Source organism: uncultured Arthrobacter sp. (assembly GCF_964021775.1).
Taxonomy (GTDB): Bacteria; Actinomycetota; Actinomycetes; order Actinomycetales; family Micrococcaceae; genus Arthrobacter.
This window is the reverse complement of sequence record NZ_CAXHZI010000009.1, coordinates 28,135-47,757: the sequence shown is the minus strand read 5'-3', so window position 1 is coordinate 47,757 and position 19,623 is coordinate 28,135. Positions and strand designations below refer to the sequence as shown.

The 19,623-nt window shown below is 70.1% G+C and carries 13 protein-coding genes; 7 read left to right on the top strand and 6 right to left on the bottom strand.

Annotated elements, in window-relative coordinates; genetic code table 11:
• Nucleotides 1–57: 57 nt before the first annotated feature.
• From ABIN76_RS10040 to ABIN76_RS10025, 4 genes are all read right to left on the bottom strand, one after another.
• Nucleotides 58–900 carry a MetQ/NlpA family ABC transporter substrate-binding protein gene (locus ABIN76_RS10040; RefSeq protein WP_346959567.1) on the bottom strand — a complete coding sequence of 281 codons (843 nt, stop codon included), beginning with the start codon at nucleotides 898–900 and terminating at the stop codon, nucleotides 58–60.
• A 104-nt stretch (nucleotides 901–1,004) separates the two neighbouring features.
• Nucleotides 1,005–1,676, bottom strand: a complete 672-nt coding sequence (locus ABIN76_RS10035; RefSeq protein ID WP_346959566.1) for a methionine ABC transporter permease — start codon at nucleotides 1,674–1,676, stop codon at nucleotides 1,005–1,007.
• A complete protein-coding gene (locus tag ABIN76_RS10030; protein ID WP_346959565.1) occupies nucleotides 1,676–2,701 on the bottom strand; it encodes an ATP-binding cassette domain-containing protein in 1,026 nt (341 codons plus the stop codon). The genes ABIN76_RS10035 and ABIN76_RS10030 overlap by 1 nt, the downstream gene beginning before the upstream one ends.
• 299 nt (nucleotides 2,702–3,000) lie before the next feature.
• On the bottom strand, nucleotides 3,001–3,711 hold the full coding sequence (locus ABIN76_RS10025) for a 3'-5' exonuclease (RefSeq protein ID WP_346959564.1): 711 nt from the start codon (nucleotides 3,709–3,711) through the stop codon (nucleotides 3,001–3,003).
• A gap of 95 nt (nucleotides 3,712–3,806) precedes the next feature.
• On the opposite strand from ABIN76_RS10025, the gene ABIN76_RS10020 reads away from it, so the two are divergent.
• The 3 genes from ABIN76_RS10020 to ABIN76_RS10010 all read left to right on the top strand — a co-directional run bounded on the left by ABIN76_RS10020 (nucleotide 3,807) and on the right by ABIN76_RS10010 (nucleotide 11,124).
• A complete protein-coding gene (locus ABIN76_RS10020; protein ID WP_346959563.1) occupies nucleotides 3,807–4,223 on the top strand; it encodes an MGMT family protein in 417 nt (138 codons plus the stop codon).
• A 65-nt stretch (nucleotides 4,224–4,288) separates the two neighbouring features.
• Nucleotides 4,289–7,525 carry an ATP-dependent DNA helicase gene (locus tag ABIN76_RS10015; RefSeq protein WP_346959630.1) on the top strand — a complete coding sequence of 1,079 codons (3,237 nt, stop codon included), beginning with the start codon at nucleotides 4,289–4,291 and terminating at the stop codon, nucleotides 7,523–7,525.
• A gap of 98 nt (nucleotides 7,526–7,623) precedes the next feature.
• Nucleotides 7,624–11,124, top strand: a complete 3,501-nt coding sequence (locus ABIN76_RS10010) for an ATP-dependent DNA helicase (protein WP_346959629.1) — start codon at nucleotides 7,624–7,626, stop codon at nucleotides 11,122–11,124.
• On the opposite strand, the gene ABIN76_RS10005 is transcribed toward ABIN76_RS10010, so the two are convergent.
• A complete protein-coding gene (locus ABIN76_RS10005) occupies nucleotides 11,121–12,464 on the bottom strand; it encodes a phosphotransferase (RefSeq protein WP_346959562.1) in 1,344 nt (447 codons plus the stop codon). The genes ABIN76_RS10010 and ABIN76_RS10005 overlap by 4 nt on opposite strands.
• Before the next feature lie 167 nt (nucleotides 12,465–12,631).
• On the opposite strand from ABIN76_RS10005, the gene nudC reads away from it, so the two are divergent.
• The 3 genes from nudC (at nucleotide 12,632) to ABIN76_RS09990 (ending at nucleotide 16,639) form a co-directional block, all read left to right on the top strand.
• On the top strand, nucleotides 12,632–13,729 hold the full coding sequence (nudC, locus tag ABIN76_RS10000) for an NAD(+) diphosphatase (RefSeq protein WP_346959561.1): 1,098 nt from the start codon (nucleotides 12,632–12,634) through the stop codon (nucleotides 13,727–13,729).
• 145 nt (nucleotides 13,730–13,874) lie between these two features.
• Complete coding sequence (locus tag ABIN76_RS09995; protein ID WP_346959628.1) at nucleotides 13,875–16,016, top strand: ATP-dependent DNA helicase UvrD2; 2,142 nt, start codon at nucleotides 13,875–13,877, stop codon at nucleotides 16,014–16,016.
• Complete coding sequence (locus ABIN76_RS09990; RefSeq protein ID WP_346959560.1) at nucleotides 16,016–16,639, top strand: M48 family metallopeptidase; 624 nt, start codon at nucleotides 16,016–16,018, stop codon at nucleotides 16,637–16,639. The genes ABIN76_RS09995 and ABIN76_RS09990 overlap by 1 nt, the downstream gene beginning before the upstream one ends.
• A 95-nt stretch (nucleotides 16,640–16,734) precedes the next feature.
• Here the strand turns inward: ABIN76_RS09990 and ABIN76_RS09985 are convergent, their stop codons facing one another.
• Entirely contained in the window at nucleotides 16,735–18,189 is a 1,455-nt protein-coding gene (locus tag ABIN76_RS09985) for a zinc-dependent metalloprotease (RefSeq protein WP_346959559.1), read from the bottom strand.
• Between the two features lie 313 nt (nucleotides 18,190–18,502).
• Between ABIN76_RS09985 and ABIN76_RS09980 the strand changes: the two genes are divergently transcribed.
• A complete protein-coding gene (locus ABIN76_RS09980; protein ID WP_346959627.1) occupies nucleotides 18,503–19,531 on the top strand; it encodes a S16 family serine protease in 1,029 nt (342 codons plus the stop codon).
• The last annotated feature ends 92 nt before the right edge of the window (nucleotides 19,532–19,623 follow it).

Below are 19,623 nucleotides of genomic sequence, written 5' to 3'. Positions count from 1 at the left end.
AAACACTTTCGGCACCCGCCGTGGCGGGTGCCGAAAGTCTTTTAGTGCTGTCCGGGCCTAGAAAGCCGGGGTGACGTCGCCATTGGGCCATTCCTTCTCGATGAAGGCCTTGACCTCGGGGGAGTGCAGCAGCTCGTCGAGCTTCTTGATCCGCACGTCATCCTTGGAATCTTCACGCCAGGCCAGGAAGTTGGCGTACGGGTTGTTGTCCACCGACTCCACCGCCAGGGCGTTCTTGGTGCTCAGGCCCGCCTTGAGGATGAAGTTACCGTTGATCAGGGCCAGGTCCACGGACGGGTCCTTGAGGTCATTGATCAGCAGTTCCGGCTGGTTCTCGGAGAACTTCAGCTTTTTGGGGTTCTGCTCGTCGCTGAGCGTCAACACCGAGGTGTCGTCCTTGATGTCCTTGACCAGGCCGGCGACCTGGAGGACCTTGAGGGCGCGGACCTGGTTGGACGGGTCGTTGGTGATGGCAACCTTGGCGCCGTCCTGGATGTCCTTGATGTCCTTGACCTTCTCGGAGAACGCGGCGTACGGCTCGATGTGCACGCCTTCGCCGTGGCCGAACTTGTAACCCTTGGTCTTGACCTGGTCCTCGAACCAGGGCAGGTGCTGGTAATAGTTGGCGTCCAGCGAACCGTCGCTCAGCGCGGTGTTCGGCGTCTGGTAATCCTCGATCTCCTTGATGTCCAGCTTGAGGCCGGCCTTGGGGGCGAGTTCCTGGTTGACGAATTCAAGGATCTTGGCGTGCGGAACCGGGCTGGCGCCGACCTTGAGGGTGGCGGGCTTGGCCGGATCCAGGGTCGTGACCTGGGCGCTGGGGGTGGTCGAACCACCGCAAGCCGTCAGCGCCAGGGCAGTGACGATGCCGGTGGCCAGGAGGGAGAGTGACTTACGCATCGGATGCGTTCCTTTCGAAAGAGGCGGAAACGACGGCGGCGCCGTGGTCCGCGCAGATGCAGGGGCGGCTACCCGCTGCAAGGCTGGGGTGGGTGGTCCGTCGCTCAGCGGTGGTCGAGGCTGCGGGAAATCCGCTCGCCCACAAGCTGGATGACCTGGACGAGGAAGACGATCAGGACGATGGTGACGATCATGACCGTGACGTCGAAGCGCTGGAAGCCGTAGTTGTAGGCCAGCTTTCCGAGGCCGCCGCCGCCGACGAGGCCGGCCATCGCGGAGTAGCCCACGAGGGTCACCACGGTGGTGGTGGCGGCCGCGACGAGGGCTGGCAGGGATTCGCGCAGCATCACCTTGCTGATGATCTGCATGTTGGTCGAGCCCATCACCTGGGCTGCGTCGATCTTGCCGTGGTGCACGTCGCGCAGGCTGGACTCCACCAGCCGCGCGAAGAAGGGGATCGTGCCGATGGACAGCGAGACGGAAGCGGCGATCGGGCCCAGGCTCGTGCCGGTCAGGGCGCGGGCCAGCGGAATGAGCGCCACCATCAGGATGGCGAACGGGATGGACCGGGTGATGTTGACGATCACGTCGCTGAGGATCCGGTTGATGACCGGCATCGGGCGCAGTCCGCCGGGAGCCGTGACGTGCAGGAAAACGCCCAGCGGCAGGCCGATCAGCACGGTGAAGAAAGCCGAGATGCCGACCATCTGCAGGGTCTCGACGATGGCTTCGGGGAGGGCCCTGGCCAACACGGGGTTGCTGAAAATGTCGTTCATTAGTTGGCTCCTTCTTCGGCCGGAGCAGCCTCGGCGGCCACGCGCTTGGCGCTGATGCCCCGCTCGTGCAGGTAGTGCAGGACGGCGTCGAAGTCGGCGTTTTCAGCGAGCTGGACCCGCAGGTGCCCGAATTGCTGGCCGCCGAGGGTCTCGACGCTGCCCGCGAGGACGTTGAGGTCCATGTCGAAGTGCCGGGCGACGCCGGTGAGCACGGGTTCCTTGGCGCTCTCGCCGGAGAAGAGGATCTCCAGGACCGGGCCGCGCTGCAGGGCGCCGTGCAGGGGTTCCGACGGCGGCAGCGGCAGCAGCGCGCGGGCCAGCTTGCTGTCCAGTTCGCCGGCCACGTCCTGCAGGGCGCCGTGTTCGATGATGCGGCCCCGGGACAGCAGGGACACCGAGTCGCAGACGCGCTTCACCACGTTCATTTCGTGGGTGATGATCAGCACGGTCAGCTGCAGCCGCCGGGTCAGGTCCTGGATCAGGTCCAGGATTTCCTCGGTGGTGGCAGGGTCCAGGGCCGACGTCGGCTCATCGCAGAGCAGCACCTCGGGGTCCGAGGCGAGGGCCCGGGCGATCCCGACACGCTGGCGCTGGCCGCCGGAGAGCTGGGACGGGTACGCATTCTCGAAGCCTTCCAGGCCCACGAGCTTCAGGAGCTCGGCCACCCGGGTCCGGATTTTGTCCTTGGGGGTCTTGACGAGTTCCAGCGGGTGCGCGACGTTGCCCGCCGCGGTCCGGGAGTCCATCAGGTTCGCGTGCTGGAACACCATGCCGATGCGGCGCCGGGCGGCGCGGATCTCCGAGTCTCGCACGGAACTGAGCTCGGTGCCGTCGATGCTGACGGAGCCGGACGTCGGGCGGTCCAGCAGGGTCAGGCAGCGCACCAGCGTCGACTTGCCGGCGCCGGAGTGACCGATGATCCCGTGGATCGAGCCTTTCGGCACGGACAGTGTGACGCCGTCGAGCGCCACCACCTCCTTTTTGCCCTGCCGGTAGACCTTGCGAAGGTCGGTAACTGTGATCATTTATCCCTTGGCGGTTGGGGTCCGGGCACGACATAACACACGCCCTGTTCTGAACTAAATTATGTCAGCGGCGCCAAAGGGCATCCAGTTGCGCATTTAGTTCGTCATAAAGCGCGGAAAGGTGCAGATAATTCCGCTCATGTGGTCACGGGGCGCGAGAGGCGGTTGGCAGCTGTCCCGGGGCCAAATCGCGGAAGCGTGCCGGCGGCCGCCGTCGGGGGGACCGTTGCTGTGATCTCTGTCCCAGCAGCTCGCCGGCATCTTGCCGGGGGGCGCGCCGTCGCCGCTCCGCGGTCCGCCTAGAAGTCGCCCCGGCTGGCGTCTTCCGGCGGCAGTACCGGCCAGTCGCCCTCGATCACGGCAGCGGGCTTGGTTTTGCGCAGGTAGCTCTGGAAATCCGCGGCCTGGGCGGAGGCCCATTCGACCTGTAACTGGTGCAGATGGCTGGCGGGCATCCGGAGCTTGGGGAACTTCCCGGCCATGGCGTCGAGCATCCGCAACGTGGCCAGCGCATCGGCCGCGGAGGTGTGCGCATTGTCCAGGCTGACGCCGTACTCCTCGCACAGCGCGGTCAGGGTGCGTTTGCCCTTGCGGTACCGGTCCACCTGCTTGTTCATGATGTAGGGGTCCAGCACGGGGAAGCGGACCAGCTGGGGCACGCCGTAGCGGGCGGACTCCGCGGCGAGCACGGTGAAGTCGTAGCTGGCGTTGAAGGCAATCACCGGGACACCGGCGTCGAATAGGTCCTGCAGGACGGCCGCCAGCTCCCTGGTCACCTCTGCGGCAGGCCGGCCGTCACGGCGGGCCTGCTCGGTGGTGACGCCGTGGACGTCGCTGGCCTCGGTGGGGATCTCGACTCCGGGATCGGCCAGCCATTCGTGTTCCTTGATGACGGAGCCGTCGGCGTCCACCACGGTCACGGAAGCCGTCACGATCCTCGCGGCGCGGGAGTTCCGGCCGGTGGTTTCAAGGTCGAAGGCTGCGCGGGGGAGGGTGTGCCAGGTGCTCATACAGCAACGCTACCTGCTGCCGCCGACAGTTTTTCGCACTGCCGTGCCGTGCCCCGCGACGCCCGGCCGCCGCCGGGGAACGGTAACCTTGGACCATGCGGACGGAGTATGTGGAGGCGGTGCTGGAGCTCGCGGCGATGGTCCCGGCCGGCGCCGCCGTGGCCTACGGTGACGTGGCCGAACTCCTCGGCGCCGGCGGGCCCCGCCAGGTCGGTTCGGTGATGAGCCATCACGGCAGTTCCGTTCCCTGGTGGCGGATCCTGAAGGCGAACGGGGACGCCCCGCCCGGCCACGAAGGCGAAGCCCTCGCCCGGTATCTCTCCGAAGGGACGCCTCTGCTGGGCAGCTACCTCGAGTACCAGGGCACCGGCGAGGGCAGGTGGCGGGTGGACCTGATGGCGGCACGCTGGGCGCCGTCCGAGCCTGACTTCGAGCGGATCGACGCCATCGCGGAGCGCCTCGAGCGGGAGCTTCATAAATTGTCGGTCCCCGATGATGAAATGTCTATGTGAGTAGCCCCAGCCGGACCGCCCCGAACCATACCGCCCCCAGCAAGACCGTGCCGAGCAAGACCGGCCTGCGCCTGCTACCGCCCCGGACCCGGCACAGCGCCGTCCCGGTGCTGTCCCCGGACCAGCGGGACGCCGTCGACGTCGCCCACGGCTCCGGACCGGTGCTGGTCCCCGGTGCGCCGGGCACCGGCAAATCCACGGTCCTGGTGGAGGCGGCCGTCCGCCGGGCGCAGCGCGACGGCCTGGATCCGGAGCGGATGCTGATTCTGGCTCCCGGCCGGCTGGCCGCCGATGCGCTGCGCGACCGCTTCACCGCGCGCCTGGACCGCAGCCTGAGTACGACGCCGGCCCGCACCTGGGCGTCCTATGCCTTCGATCTGATCCGGCGCGCCAAGGCGGAAGGCATCTTGCCGCTGCCGCGCGCGCCGAAACTCCTTTCCGGGCCCGAACAGGACCTGATCATCAAGGAACTGCTGGAAGGCCATGCTCAGCCCGGACTGGAGCTGCCCTGGCCGGAGGACCTGGGCGCCGCCCTGCAGACCCGCGGCTTCCGGCAGGAAGTCCGCCAGCTTTTTGACCGGATCATCGAATCCGGGCGCACCGCGGAGGACCTGGCGGCCCTGGCCCGGCGCTGCGGCCGGCCGGACTGGACCGCTGCGGCCGCCCTGTACGCCGAGTACCGCGACGTCCTGGACCTGCGGATGCCCGAATCCTTCGACCCGGCCGGCATCATCACCGCGGCGCGCCAGATTTTCCAGGACGCCCCGGAGTTCCTCGCCGCGGAGCGGGACCGGCTCCAGCTGATCCTGGTGGATGACATCCAGGAGGCCAACCCGGCCGTCTTCGAGCTGCTGGCGGACATCGCCGCCGGCAAGGACGCCCTCGTCACCTCCTCGCCGGACACTGTGGTGCAGGGATTCCGCGGGGCGCGGCCGGACCTGGTGGCCGAGCTGCCCCGGCTGCTCGCCCCGGCCGGCGGCACTGTGCTGGAACGGCCGCTGTGGACGGCGCACCGGCACACGCCGGCCGTCGCGCAGGCCTGGCAGGCCGTCGCGGAGCGGATCTCGCTGCGCTCCGGCGGGACGTCGGCGCGCAGGCTTGAACAGCCCGGCCCGCACCCGTCCGGGCCGGGCGACGGCGTCGTTGAGGCGCACCTGCTGCCGTCCCCTGTGCACGAGCTGCGTTACGTGGCGCAACGGATCTTGGAGGCCCAGCTGAAGGACGGCCGGGAACTGGGTGACATCGCCGTGATCGTGCGCAACGGCGGCCAGCTCAGCCAGCTGCAACGCCACCTGGCCGGCCAGGGCATTCCGGTCCGGATTCCGGTGGCCGAATCCGCGGTCCGGGACGAGGTGGCCGTGCGGCCGCTGCTGGACGCCTACGCCGTCGCCCTCGACCCTGCCGCGCTCACCGCTGAAGCTGCCGTCGCGCTGCTCACCTCAAGGATCGGCGGAGCCACGTCGATCGAGCTCCGCCGGCTCCGCCAGTCGCTGCGGCGCGAGGAACTGGCGGGCGGCGGCGGCCGCACCAGCGACGCGCTGCTCGTGGAGGCGCTCCTGGAGCCGGGTGCCCTGGCGACGCTCGGCATCGAAGGGCACTCAGCCCGCCGCGTCGCCCGGATGATCCGGGCCGGCCGGGAAGCCGCCGAAGCGCCGGGCGGCAACGCTGAAACCGTGCTGTGGGCGCTGTGGCACGCCACCGGACTGGCCGGCCGCTGGACCGAGGCCGCGCTGGCCGGCGGTGCGGCAGGAGCGCGTGCGGACCGGGACCTGGACGCCATGATGGCCTTGTTCCACACTGCCGAGCGGTACGTGGACCAGCTCCCGGGTTCCGGCCCGGAACAATTCCTCGAATACCTGCTCAGCCAGGAGTTGCCGATGGACACGCTGGCAGCCCGGGCGCAGCTCGAGGATGCGGTGGAACTGATGACCCCGGCCAGCGCCGCGGGACGCGAATGGCCGGTCGTGATCGTGCCCGGGCTCCAGGAAGGGGTGTGGCCCAACACCCGGCTCCGCGGGGAACTGCTCGGCAGCACCCTCTTCGCCGACGCCGTCGAACACGGCGTCGAGTACGCCCTGCAGCTCGATCCGCTGAGCCGGCTCCGCGAGATCCGCTATGACGAGCTGCGCAGCTTCTCCACCGCCGTTTCGCGTGCCCGCGAAGTGCTGATCTGCTCGGCCGTTTCCTCAGAGGACGAGCAGCCCTCGTCGTTCCTGGATTACGTCTCGCCCCTGCACCCGGACCAGGACCGGCGCGGCTTCACCCCGGTGGAGCGGCCGCTGACCCTGCGCGCGCTCGTGGCCGAACTGCGCCAGTACGCCCAGCTCGACGGCGGCCCCGCCGAGGCAGCCGAGGCCGCCGCCGTGCTCGGTGCCCTCGCGGCCGCGCAGCCTGCCGTTCCCGGCGCCCACCCGGAGAGCTGGTGGGGCTTGGCCCCGCTGTCCTCCACGGACCCCGTGGTGCCGCCCGGCGGCACCGTCTTCGTCTCGCCGTCCAAGGTCGAGACTGTGCAGAAGTCGCCGCTCGACTGGTTCGTGCAGGCCGCCGGCGGAGAGGCCGCGACGGATTTCGCCCGCAGCCTCGGCACCCTGGTCCATGCCATCGCCCAGGATCTCCCGGACGCCTCGGGCGGGGAGTACCTGGCCGAACTGGTGAAGCGCTGGCCGGCGCTGGGGATGAAGGACAACTGGGAAGGAAAGCTCGACTTCCAGCGGGCCGAAACGATGGTCCGCAAGCTTGCCCAGTACGTGCTGGTCATGCGGAGCGAGGGGAGGAGCCTGCTCGGCGTCGAGCAGGACTTCGAGGTGAAGCTTCCCGACGTGGCTTCCGGGGCCGCCCCCGGCGGCGAAGAGTCCTGGCCGGCGCGGCCCGCCGTGCTCCGCGGCCAGGTGGACCGGCTGGAGATCGACGCCGAGGGCCGCCTGGTCATCGTGGACCTCAAGACCGGCAAACGCCAGCCCGGCAAGGCCGAACTGGAGCGCCATCCGCAGCTGGGCGCCTACCAGGCAGCGGTGCTCGCCGGCGGCTTTGGGGGACCGGACGACGGCCCGGCCCCGCGGCCCGGCGGGGCGGTGCTGGCCCAGCTCGGCACCGGCACCAAGAGCCCCGGGGTGCAGAGCCAGCCGCCGCTGGACCCGGACGCGAACTGGGCGCTGGAGATGGTCGGCGATGCCGCCCGGGTCATGTCCGGAAGTACCTTCGAAGCCCGCCACGACCCCGCCAAGGGCGGGCACGGCGGCCACGGCTGCAGGCTTCCCGAGGTCTGCCCGCTGTGCGCCCGTGGAAAGCAGGTTACCGAATGAGCATTGAGGCAACGACGCCGGCGGAGGCTGCCTCGGCGCCGCCCGCTCGGATTGGGAACCTGCCCGCGCCGCGGTTCAGCCCGGAAGAGCTGTCCGCGATGCTGGGGGAGAAGAACAGCCCCACGGCCGAACAGTCAGCGATTATTTCCTCCCCGCTGGCGCCCCGGCTTGTCATTGCCGGGGCCGGCTCAGGCAAGACCGCCACCATGGCGGACCGGGTGGTATGGCTCGTCGCGAACGGCTGGGTCAGGCCGGAGGAAGTCCTTGGCGTGACGTTCACGCGCAAGGCCGCCGGCGAGCTCGCCACCCGGATCCGGGCCAAGCTCTCCGCCTTGGCGCGGATCGCCGCGGCCGATCCGGAACACAAGGTGTTCCCGGCCGGGCTGCTGAGCACCGACGCGCTGGAGCCCAAGGTCTCCACCTACCACTCCTACGCGAGCGGCATTGTTTCCGACTACGGACTCCGGCTCGGCGTCGAACGGGACGTGGTGCTCCTCGGCGGTGCCCAGTCCTTCCAGCTCGCCAGCGAGGTGGTGGAAGCCTTCGACGGCGACTACCAGCACTTCCGCTCCGCCAAGTCCACGCTCGTCAAGGCTGTCATCCAGCTGGCCGGGGAATGCGCGGAGCACCTGCAGGACCCCGCACAGGTCCGCGGCTGGCTGCTGGACCGGGTGGCCGAATTCGAAGCCCTCCCGTATGTCGCCACAGCCAAGAAGAACCCGAGCCAGGCCGCGGGAGACCTCAGCGCCCTGCTCCGGACCCGCGCCAGCGTCGCGGACATGGTGGGCCGCTACGCGGAGGCCAAACGCGCCCGGGGCGCCCTGGACTTCGGTGACCTTGTGGCCCTCGCGGCCCGGGTGGCCAACGAGATCCCGGTGGCCGCGCAGACCGAACGCCAGCGTTACAAGGTGGTGCTGCTGGATGAATTCCAGGACACCTCCCACGCCCAGCTGGTCCTCTTCTCCCGGCTGTTCGGAGACGGGCATGCTGTTACCGCAGTGGGGGATCCCAACCAGTCCATCTACGGCTTCCGCGGCGCCTCCGCGGGCCAGCTCTTCCACTTCGTCCGCGAATTCCCGGTCCGGGTGGACGCCGGGGATTCCGGCGATTCCGGCGATTCCGGTGAGACCGGGGGCGCCGTCGGCACCCCACCAAAGTTTGCCGTGGCGCCGACGTCGTACCTGACGACTGCCTGGCGCAACGGCCGGAACATTCTCGAAGCCGCCAACGTGATTTCGGCCCCGCTCAGCAAGGCGGCGGCCCATGCCGGCGCCGCCGGCGCCCGGGACACCGCCGACACCGTGGAGGTCCCCCCGCTGCAGCCCAGCCCCGCCGCGGTCCAGGGCCGCGTGGTGCTGGGCCGCTTCAGCACCGACGAGGACGAGGCGGCGGCCATCGCCGCCGACGTGCTGAAGTTCCGGCGGACCGACTTCGACGCCGGCGCGGCGGAGGACCCCGAGCCGCCGGCGATGGCCGTCCTGTGCCGCCGCCGCGCTCAGATGGAGTGCATCCGCCGCGAATTCGAGCTGCGCGGCATTCCCTACGAAATCGTGGGCCTCGGCGGGCTGCTGGACACCCCCGAAATCGTCGACCTCGTGGCGACGCTGCGGGTGCTGGCGGATCCGGGCCGCTCGGACTCGCTGATGCGGCTGCTGGCCGGCGCGCGCTGGCGGATTGGCCCCGCGGACCTGATGGCCTTCCGCGACTGGTCGAGCTTCCTGGCGCGGCGCCGCGGCCGCCCCGGCGATACTGACGCCATCGGTGACGGCGACGCCGGCACGGACACCGCCGAGACGGTCATCGAAGGGGACCTTACCGACGCGGCGAGCCTGGTCGAGGCCCTGGATTGGCTGCCTCGTCCCGACTGGACGTCCGCCCACGGCCGCCGGCTGAGCCCGGAGGGGCTGGAGCGGCTGCAGCGGCTCTCCGCCGAGCTGAGGCAACTGCGCAGCTTCATGGGGGACGATCTCAGCACGCTGCTGGGCGAGGTGGAGCGTGCCATGCTCCTGGACATCGAAGTTGCGGCCCGGCCGGGCATCAGCATCCACCAGGCCCGCCGCAACCTGGATGCGTTCCAGGACGCCGCCGCCGGGTTCCTGCACACCTCGCAGCGGGTCGACGTGCTCGCGTTCCTGGCCTGGCTAGAAGCGGCCGCTGCCGAGGAGAACGGCCTCGACGCCGCCGCGCCGGAAGTCAACCGCGAAGCGGTCCAGCTGCTGACCGTCCACGCCTCCAAGGGGCTGGAATGGGACGTGGTGTTCGTCCCCGGCCTGAACGCGGGGGCCTTCCCGTCCAGCCGGGATTCGCGCTGGAGCAGCGGGTCCGCTGCGCTGCCGTGGCCGCTGCGCGGGGACCGCGCCGACCTGCCGCAGTGGGACCTGGACCAGCCGGACCAGAAAGGCTGGCTGGACGCGGAGAAGGACTTCAAGTCCGCGGTCCAGGTCCACGGTGAGGCCGAGGAGCGGCGGCTGGCCTATGTGGCCTACACCCGCGCCAAGCACGTGCTCTGGGTTTCCAGCGCGGCCTGGGTGGGCTCCCGGGCGGGCCTGGCCGAAATGTCGCCGTTCCTGGCCGAACTCGAAGTGCTGAGTGGGGCCGGGGCAGCCGAGATCCATCCGCTCTCCGTCGCCGAGGACGCCCTGCCGGAGGAAAGCCCGCTGATCTCCGAGCTGGAGCTGGCGCTGTGGCCCTACGATCCCCTGGAGGGGCCCGTGCATCCGCGCACCGGGGCCCGCTTGCGGCTTGTGCCCGGCCGCCGGGCCGTCATGGAGGCCGCTGCGGCGCGCGTCCTTGAGCAGCTGGAACGGCCCGACGGCCGCCCGCTCCCGGCAACGGGCGGTGGTGGCGCGGCACCCGCAGCTTCGGTCCCCGCTGCGTCGGCGTCTGCCGGGCCGCGCCGGCTGCGCGGGCCGGCGGCCGGCTGGGCGGAGGAAGCTGCCACCCTGCTGGACCGGCGCTCCCGGCGGTCCGCCCTCCAGGAGGTCCACCTGCCGGGCCACATTTCCGCGTCCACCCTGGTGGACCTGGACGAGGACCCGACCTCAGTGGTGGCCCGGCTGCGGCGGCCCGTTCCGCGCGAACCGGGGATGTCCGCCCGCAAGGGCACGGCCTTCCATGCCTGGGTCGAAGAGTACTTCGGCACCTCCGGGATGCTGGACCTCGGCGAGGCAGCCGGCTCGGACGACCACATCGGCGAGGCCTACGGCCTGGACACCATGGTGGAGACGTTCCGCCAGTCCGAGTGGGCAAACCGGGCGCCGGCGCACGTCGAGGTTCCGGTGGAGACACGGATCGGCGACGTGGTGGTCCGCGGCCGCATCGATGCGGTCTTCCGCGACGCCGACGGCGGCTGGGACCTCGTGGACTGGAAAACCGGACGCCGTCCCTCCGCCGGCCAGCTCAAGACCAAGGCCGTGCAGCTCGCCGTCTACCGGCTGGCGTGGTCGCGGCTCAAGGGAGTCCCGCTGGAGGACGTCCGGGCAGCGTTCTACTACGTGGCCGACGACCAGGTGGTGCGCCCGCACGACCTGGGTTCGGCGGAACGGCTGGAGGAGATTGTCGCCGCGGCCCTGGGAGGAAGGCCGGTCAGCCGACCCTAGGACCGCTCTGCCGGAACCACTGTCAGTGTCGTCGTGGAGGTGTCCTCCGCCGCGGACGGCTTCGGCGGGGCTGCGACGTCGTCTGCATTGTGGTCCGGGGCTGCGCCGTGGTCAGCGCTGCCGCCCGGAGTTGCGCTCGGGTCCGCATCGTCGTCGGCGCCGGCGCCGCCGTCTGCGGGGTCCTTCGCCGCAGGCTCGCTGCCGGCATCGTCCCGCGCGGCGTCGACCTGCGCGGGGCCGCTGCCGGCGTCGTCCTGGTCGGCGCGGGGATCCTCGTCGCGGGGGATCGGCGTGACATGGACAGCCGCCGACATCCCGGCGGCGGGCTGCGGATCCTGCCCCTGTGCGGAGCCGGGGGCGGCCGGTCCGATCGGCAGCACTGTCACGGACGGCTGCGGCAGCGGCTCCACGCTGATCGGCTGGCCGCCATGCTCCGCAACATCGTCTGCCAGCACCGCCAGCATCGATTCCGCCTCGCCGATCATCTCCGCGTCGTCCGCCGCGAGCCCCTTGACCAGGTACTGCGCCAGGGCGAATTCCGCGGACAGCGCGGCGCGGCGCAGCAGGTGGGCGTCGGGGGCGTCCCGGCGGCTGGTGGAGTAGTGCGCCAGGACAGCGTCCACAAAGTCCTGGTCGTTGGAGGCCACCAGCCAGGCCATGTCGTCCGCCGGGTCCCCGATGCGCAGGTCGGTCCAGCCGGTCACGGCGGTGACCCGGTCGCCGTCGACCAGGATGTTGTCCTCGTGGAGGTCGCCGTGCACCACGCTTGGGTTGAAGCGCCACAGCGATACGTCCTCCAGTGCGTGTTCCCAGCGGCGCAGCAGCAGCGGCGGGATTTTGCCCGTGGTCGCGGCCTGGTCCAGTTCGTTGAGCCGCCGCTGGCGGAACTCGTTCGGCGTGTAACTCGGCAGGTCGGCGTTGCTGACCAGGGAATGCGGAAGATCGTGGATGGCGGCGAGGGCGGCGCCCAGTTCGCGGGCCAGCGCGGGGGTGCCGGCGCTGAGTTCCTCCACCGACTGCGTGGCGCCGGAGAGGTGCGAGTAGACGAAGGTGCTCAGCGCACCCTGCCGGACGGTGCCGGCAACGGTGGGCATCAGGAAGGGGAGCTCGGCACGGATGCCGGGGGTGAACGCCCGGAGCACCAGGAATTCGGTTTCGAGGCGCGCGCTTGCCTCGGCGTGCCGGGGCGAACGCACCCGCCAGCGTTTGCCTTCGGAGTCAAGGAGAAGGGCGGAATCGAAGTCTGCCGGATCGTCCGGCGCGGAACTCACGGCGGTCGGGGTCAGGCCGGGGACTGCCGCGGTTGCTACAGCTGCCAGTTCGATTGGTTTTCTTCTCACGCTTCCACGGTAGATTGAGCGGCGCCCAAGACGGCGATGCAGCACGGCGAGTCTGAAAGATCGGCCCGAAATCACGCGAACGGTGGCCCTCCCGCCGCAGCCCCGGACCGGGGCCGGAACCACCGGGGGAAATGTCAATTGTCGGCGGGGGTCGGTACGGTGGGTACATGAGTCTTGCGGAGTCACCGGAGTCCGGCACCGGGCAGAATACCGGGCCAAGTACGGAACACATTGATCGAGCCGCGGTGGTACCTGCCGCGGGCGACAGCCGGCAGGCCAACCAGCTGCGGGACACCGTCCTTCCGGTGCGCCCCGCGTTGATTGACCGCGGCTCCGCGGCCAGGTTAAAGCCCGGAATGCTGGAGGAACTGCTCCGCGCCGGCGGCGTGCGCGCTATGGTCCTGTCGCGGCGCCAGGCGCTGGTCAGCGGCGAGGGCCTGGTTTTCCTTGATGCAGCAGGCCTCGCCGACCGGCTCAGGGGGACCGCTTACGCCCCGGAACAGGTGATCTACCTCGGCAGCGCCCTGCCCGGGGCCAGCGCAGCGGCGGGGACCCAGTACGTGCTGTTCATCCTTCCGGAACAGTTCGAGGTCCGTGCCGAGCCGTTCGAACCGCACGTCGAAGGCATTCCGGCCGGCGCGCAGTGGGCCGGGTTCCGCGAGGTGGCCGCGCAGCTGGATCCCACCGACACAGCCCTGTTCATCGAAGCCAGCGCCATCGCCAACTGGCACGCCACCCATACGCATTGCCCGCGTTGCGGCGCGGCCACCGTGCCGGTGGCCGGCGGCTGGGTCCGGCGCTGCCCCTCGGACAAGTCCGAGCACTACCCCCGCACCGACCCGGCCATCATCGTCACGGTCGTGGGGCCGGACGACCGGCTGCTGCTGGGCGGCGGCGGCCCGCTCGACTCCAGGAACTACTCGACCCTGGCCGGCTTCGTCGAGCCCGGCGAATCCCTCGAACAGGCCGTCATCCGGGAAATCGGCGAAGAGGTCGGCGTCCGGGTCACCGCATCCCAGTACCTTGGCTCCCAGTCCTGGCCCTTCCCGGCGTCGCTGATGCTCGGCTTCACCGCGACGACGGCGGACACCGAGGCCACGCCCGACGGCGTCGAGGTCACCCGGGCGCGCTGGTTCAGCCGCCGCGAGCTGCAGGACGCCGTGCTGAGCGGCGAGATCGTCATCTCCAGCCGGCTCTCGATTGCGCGTGCCCTGATTGAGCACTGGTACGGGGGCGTCATCCAGGACCGCGCGGACAACGCATGAGGTCATCGTGACAGCACCCGGCGGCACTCCGGCGCTGATGACGCCTGGCCGCCACCACCGCATCCCCTCCAACGACTGAGCAGCAGACGTGAACACAGATATCTTCCAGTCCAGTGCCTTCCCGGCCGGACAATCGGAGCCCGGCATGCCGGCCGCCGAACCCCCCGCACCGGACAACCGCTCCCTCGAGGAGCGGATCCTCGGCGGACTCGACGCCGAACAACGCGAGGTGGCCAGCACCTTGAACGGGCCCATGTGCGTGCTCGCGGGAGCCGGCACCGGCAAGACCCGCGCCATCACGCACCGCATCGCCTACGGTGTGCACTCGGGCGTGTACAGCCCGCAGCGGCTGCTGGCCGTCACCTTCACCGCGCGGGCCGCAGCCGAAATGCGCAGCCGGCTCCGCGACCTCGGGGTCGGGAGCGTGCAGGCCCGCACCTTCCACGCCGCGGCGCTGCGCCAGCTCCAGTTCTTCTGGCCGATGGCCGTGGGAGGCGCCCTGCCGAACCTGCTGGACCACAAGGCGCAGATGATCGCGGAGGCGGCTCGCCGGCTGCGGCTCAGCACCGACCGGGCCTCCATCCGGGACCTTGCCTCCGAGATCGAGTGGGCCAAGGTGTCCATGCTCACCCCGGCCAACTACCTGGAAAAGGCCCAGGGCCGCGGCACGCCCGGCGGCTTCGACCTGACCGCCGTCGCCCGGGTCTTCCAGTCCTACGAGGACGTGAAGACGGACCGGAACGTGATCGACTTCGAGGACGTCCTGCTGATCACGGTGGGGATCCTGCAGGAGGACCCCAAGGTGGCCGCCACCGTCCGGGAGCAGTACCGGCACTTCGTGGTGGACGAATACCAGGACGTGTCGCCGCTGCAGCAGCGGCTCCTCGAGCTGTGGCTGGGCGGCCGGGACGACCTGTGCGTGGTTGGCGACGCCAGCCAGACCATTTACTCCTTTACCGGTGCCTCGCCGAAGCACCTGCTCGGCTTCAAGGCCCAGTACCCGGACGCCACCGTGGTCAAGCTGATCCGCGACTACCGGTCCACCCCGCAGGTGGTGAAGCTGGCCAACGATCTGCTGGCCGGCCGGCGCAGCGGCGGTCCGGTGGCAGACGCGGCCTGGGCCGCGCCGCTGCAGCTCGTGGCCCAGCGGCCGGCAGGCCCCGTGCCCCAGTTCACCGAATGCTCCGACGACGAGGCCGAGGCTGCCACGGTGGCCGTCAAGATCCGGACGTTGCTGGACGCCGGGACGCCCGCGAGCCAGATCGCGGTGCTGTTCCGCACGAACGGCCAGTCGGAGGCCTACGAACAGGCCCTCGCCTCGGCTGGCATCGGCTACCAGCTCCGCGGCGGCGAGCGGTTCTTCGCCCGCAAGGAAGTCCGCGACGCGATCCTGCAGCTGCGGGCCGCCACCCGCGCCGTCGCCGAGACCGCGGCGCCGGAGCCGCTGGGCCAGCTGGTCCGCGACATCGTCTCCTCGCTCGGGTACACGGACGCGGCCCCGCACAGCGGCGGCGCGCTGAGGGAGCGCTGGGAATCGCTGGCTGCACTCGTGGCCCTGGCGGATGAGCTGGTGGTCAGCAGGGGAGCGCAGTTCAGCCTCGCGGACTTCGTGAACGAACTGCAGGAACGTTCGCTGGCGCAGCACGCCCCCACCGTCCAGGGGGTGACCCTGGCGTCCCTGCACGCCGCGAAGGGCCTGGAGTGGGAGGCTGTGTTCCTGGTCGGGTTGAGCGAAGGGCTGATGCCGATTTCCTTCGCGGACACTCCCGAGGCCGTGGACGAGGAGCGCCGCCTGCTCTACGTCGGCATCACCCGCGCCAAGGAGCACCTGAACCTGTCCTGGTCCACGGCCAGGACCCCGGGCGGCCGCGCCAACCGGAAGCCCTCGCGGTTCCTTGACGGGCTGCGGCCGGACTCGGTGGCGAGCTCCTCGGTCCGCGGCAAGGGAGCGGCGCCGCGGCGCAAGGCTGCCGTGCCGGCGTCGTGCCGGGTCTGCGGAAGCATGCTCTCGTCGGGCGCCGAACGCAAGGTGGGCCGGTGCAACCAGTGCCCGCCGAGCTACGAGGAGCAGACCTTCGATGCGCTGCGGCAGTGGCGGAAGGAAACCGCGCTGGAAGCCGACGTCCCCGCCTTCGTGGTCTTCACCGACGCGACCCTGACCGCGATCGCCGAGGCGCGGCCGGAATCGCTCGAACAGCTCGCCAAGCTGCCCGGAGTCGGCGCGTCCAAACTGGAAAAATACGGCGAAGCCGTGCTGGCGGTCCTGACGGAAAGCTCCAGCCTCTAATGGCCGGCGCCCGGACCACCAGCGGCATCCCGCTGACCACCGCCGACGGCGCACCCGTGGAGGTGCGCCGCTCGGCCCGCCGGCGCCGCACGGTGGCGGCGTTCTGGGAAAACGGCACCGCGGTCGTAGCCATCCCGGCGCACTTCAGCGGCGCCCAGGAACTCGAATGGGTCAACCGGATGCTGGAAAAGCTGCGGCTGCAGGGCAGCCGCAGCCGCAAGGCCGCCGGCAAGCGCCGGGCCGGCAGCGACGTCGAACTGGCAGCCCGGGCGGCCGAACTGTCCGCCAGCTACCTCAGTGGGCGGGCCGTCCCGGCATCCGTCCGCTGGGTGACCAACCAGAATTCGCGCTGGGGTTCGGCCACGCCGTCGGAGGGGACCATCCGGCTTTCGCACAAGCTGCAGCCCATGCCGCAATGGGTCATTGACTATGTGCTGCTGCATGAGCTGGCGCACCTTCTGGTGGCGGCCCACAACGCCGCATTCTGGCGGCTGCTGGCGGCGTACCCGGACACTGAACGCGCCAAGGCGTTCCTGGAAGGCGTCTCGTTTGCCACTTCCCGCGGCCTTCCGCCGGACGGCACCGACGGCACCGACGACGACGTCGACGACGTCGACGACTGAGGCTCACCGCCCGCTGACGCCGGCTGGCACGGGAAAGCCCCGGCCCGAACCGAGGTTCGGGCCGGGGCTGCCGGAGTGGTTCGCTGACGCAGCGGCTAGGCCTTGGGGCTGCCGCTTCCGCCGCCGGGTCCATCGCCGGAATCCTTTGCGTCTCCTGGCTCATCGCCGGTCTCGTCGCCGGCCTGCTCCGCCCCGGGGGCCGCGGTGTCGAACCCGCCGCTCAGCAGCTTCTGCAGGGCATCGTCAACCTCGGTGTCGCTGGCCTCGGCCAGCTTGCGGCGCTCGCTGAAGCCCTTCGGGTCATCCAGGTCTTCGGGCGTGGGAAGCAGGTCGGGGTGCTGCCAGATGGCGTCCCGGCCCTCCACCCCGCGTTCTTCCTTGAGCTGGGCCCACAACGTGGCGGCCTCGCGCAGCCGGCGGGGCCGGAGCTCAAGCCCCACGAGGGAGGAGAACGCGTGTTCCGCGGGGCCGCCGGTGGCGCGGCGGCGCCGGACGGTCTCGCGCAGCGCCGCCGCCGAGGGCAGCAGCTTCTCCGTGGCGGCGGCGGTAAGCTCATCAACCCAGCCCTCCACCAGGGCCAGCGCGGTCTCCAGCTTTTCCAGGGCCTGCTCCTGGGCCGGGGTCCGCTGCGGCATAAAGACACCCTGCGACAAGGCTTCCTGGATGCCCTCGGGATTGCTGGGGTCCAGCTCGCGGGCCAGCTCTTCGATTTTGGAGGTGTCAATGTGGATGCCGCGGGCGTAGGCCTCGATCGCGCCGAGCAGGTGCCCGCGCAGCCACGGCACCTGCACGAAAAGCCGCGCGTGGGCCGCCTCGCGCACCGCGAGGAAGAGCCGGATGTCGTTTTCCGGCAGGCCGAGGCCCTCGCCGAACTTCGCCACGTTGGCCGGCAGCAGCGCCATTTCCAGGTCGGCGAGGGGAACGCCGATGTCGGTGGAGCTCACCACCTCGGCGGAGAGGGCGCCGATTGCCTGGCCCAGCTGCATGCCGAAGATGGCGCCGCCCATGTTCTGCAGCATCGAGGAGGCGCCGCCCATCATGGACTTCATTTCCTCGGGCATCTGCTCGGTCATGGCGGAGGAGAGCGCGTTGGCGATGCTGTTGGCAACAGGCTCCGTCAGCCGCTTCCACGTGCCCAGCGTTTCCTCAACCCACTCGGCGCGGGACCAGGCCCGGCCGATCAGTCCGGTAGCGGGAAGCTCGGTGACCTGGTCCAGCCACAGCTCCGCGAGCCGGAGGGCCTCGTCCACTTCGCGGGACTGCGCGGCGGTGACGGAGGGGTCGGATCCGCTGGCGGCCACCCGGCGGGCGTTTTCGTGGGCCAACTGCCAGTTCACGGGCCCGTCAGAGGAAGCGCTCATCATGGCCTGGACCTGCGAAAACATCTGCGCCAGCAGGTTCGGATCGTCCGGCAGCCCGGCGGCCTTGGCGAGCTCCGCCGGATCGATGTCCCCCATGCCCTTGCCGCCCATCAGGTTCTGCAGCATTTCTGCCAGCGGATCCTTGGGTTCGTCGTCCCCGTTGGACGGATTGAGTGGGTTAGAGGTCATGATCCCGCCGATCGTCGGTGTGACTGGTGCTCACCTTCACGCTACCCGCCGCCCGCGCGGCTGTCTCCCGAAACCCGGCCACGTTCGCTGTCGGCAAAGAGCCCCGGCGGTGCCCGAGCGCGTAGTGTTAGAGACTGGAATAATTGCAGGCTGCCGAGCCGGTTTCGGCCGCAGCCGCAGCGCCCTGGGTCCCGTTCCCGAAGCGGTCCGGGCGCCGGCACGGAGAGGTCCTTCATTGACGTATACCCAGGGCGGACACGCCCCCGGCGAACCCGCGCCCCGCGACGGCGGCAAGGACAACCGCTCCTCGGCCATGCTCGTCTCCGGCCTGCTGGCGCTGGCACTCGGCCTCGCCGCCATGAGTCTGCCCGTTCCGTACGTGGTGGAGTCTCCCGGTCCCACCTTCAACACGATTGGTACGGACAACGGCAAACCGGTCATCACCGTCTCCGGCCACGAGACTTTCCCGGCCAAGGGCAGCCTGGACCTCACCACGGTGTATGTCGACGGCGGCCCGAACGGCCCGGTCACCGCGTTCGAAGCCCTCAGCGCCTGGCTGACCCCCACCAAGGCGGTCTACCCGGAGGAACTGATCTTCCCCAGCGGCGTCACCAAGGAGCAGTCGCAGCAGGAAAGCGCCGTCGCCATGACGACGTCGCAGGAGAACGCGGTGGCCTCCGCCCTCAAGGAACTCCGCATTCCGTTCGAGCAGAAGCTGCAGGTTGCCGGGATCCCGGACGACTCGGCGTCGAAGGGCAAAATCCGGGAAGGTGATGTGCTGGTCTCCATCGACGGCAAACCGATCACCGCCCTGAGCGTGGTCCAGGCGCAGCTCGCGGCGGGCGCGGGCAAACCGGCCACTGTTGTCGTCGACCGCAACGGCAGCCGGCAGCCGGTGACGGTGACCCCGAGCAAGTCCCAGACCGGCCGTTACCTGCTCGGCGTTGTGCTGCAGTACAAGTTCAAATTCCCCTTCGACGTCAAGATCTCGCTAGACAAGGTCGGCGGCCCCAGCGCGGGCATGATGTTTGCCCTCGGCATCGTGGACACCGTGACACCCGGTGACCTGACCGGAGGCAAGCATGTCGCCGGTACCGGAACCATCACGCCCGACGGCGCCGTGGGGGCCATCGGCGGGATCGGCCAGAAGATGGTCGGCGCCAGGTCCGGGGGCGCCACCATGTTCCTTGCCCCGGCGGCCAATTGCGACGACGTCGTGGGCCACGTCCCCAACGGGCTGCAGGTCGTCAAGGTGGAAAACCTGGCCGAGGCGCGGCACGCGGTCGAGCTCGCCGCCAAGGGCAGCGACACATCGGGACTTCCCACCTGCACCAGCAACTAGACTGAGCCCGGAACTAAGCTCCGGCGCCACTCGTGGCACTAAATAACGGCCCGTAAGCCGCAGCCAGCCACCAGCTATAGACAACTAAAAAC

Excerpts from the sequence above, each read along its gene's own strand:
- ABIN76_RS09990 (WP_346959560.1), top strand. The coding sequence starts at position 16,016 with ATGGCCGGCGCCCGGACCACCAGCGGCATCCCGCTGACCACCGCCGAC.
- ABIN76_RS10035 (WP_346959566.1), bottom strand. The coding sequence starts at position 1,676 with ATGAACGACATTTTCAGCAACCCCGTGTTGGCCAGGGCCCTCCCCGAA.
- ABIN76_RS10020 (WP_346959563.1), top strand. The coding sequence starts at position 3,807 with ATGCGGACGGAGTATGTGGAGGCGGTGCTGGAGCTCGCGGCGATGGTC.
- nudC (WP_346959561.1), top strand. The coding sequence starts at position 12,632 with ATGAGTCTTGCGGAGTCACCGGAGTCCGGCACCGGGCAGAATACCGGG.
- ABIN76_RS10025 (WP_346959564.1), bottom strand. The coding sequence starts at position 3,711 with ATGAGCACCTGGCACACCCTCCCCCGCGCAGCCTTCGACCTTGAAACC.
- ABIN76_RS09980 (WP_346959627.1), top strand. The coding sequence starts at position 18,503 with ATGCTCGTCTCCGGCCTGCTGGCGCTGGCACTCGGCCTCGCCGCCATG.
- ABIN76_RS10040 (WP_346959567.1), bottom strand. The coding sequence starts at position 900 with ATGCGTAAGTCACTCTCCCTCCTGGCCACCGGCATCGTCACTGCCCTG.
- ABIN76_RS10010 (WP_346959629.1), top strand. The coding sequence starts at position 7,624 with ATGCTGGGGGAGAAGAACAGCCCCACGGCCGAACAGTCAGCGATTATT.
- ABIN76_RS10030 (WP_346959565.1), bottom strand. The coding sequence starts at position 2,701 with ATGATCACAGTTACCGACCTTCGCAAGGTCTACCGGCAGGGCAAAAAG.
- ABIN76_RS09985 (WP_346959559.1), bottom strand. The coding sequence starts at position 18,189 with ATGACCTCTAACCCACTCAATCCGTCCAACGGGGACGACGAACCCAAG.
- ABIN76_RS09995 (WP_346959628.1), top strand. The coding sequence starts at position 13,875 with ATGCCGGCCGCCGAACCCCCCGCACCGGACAACCGCTCCCTCGAGGAG.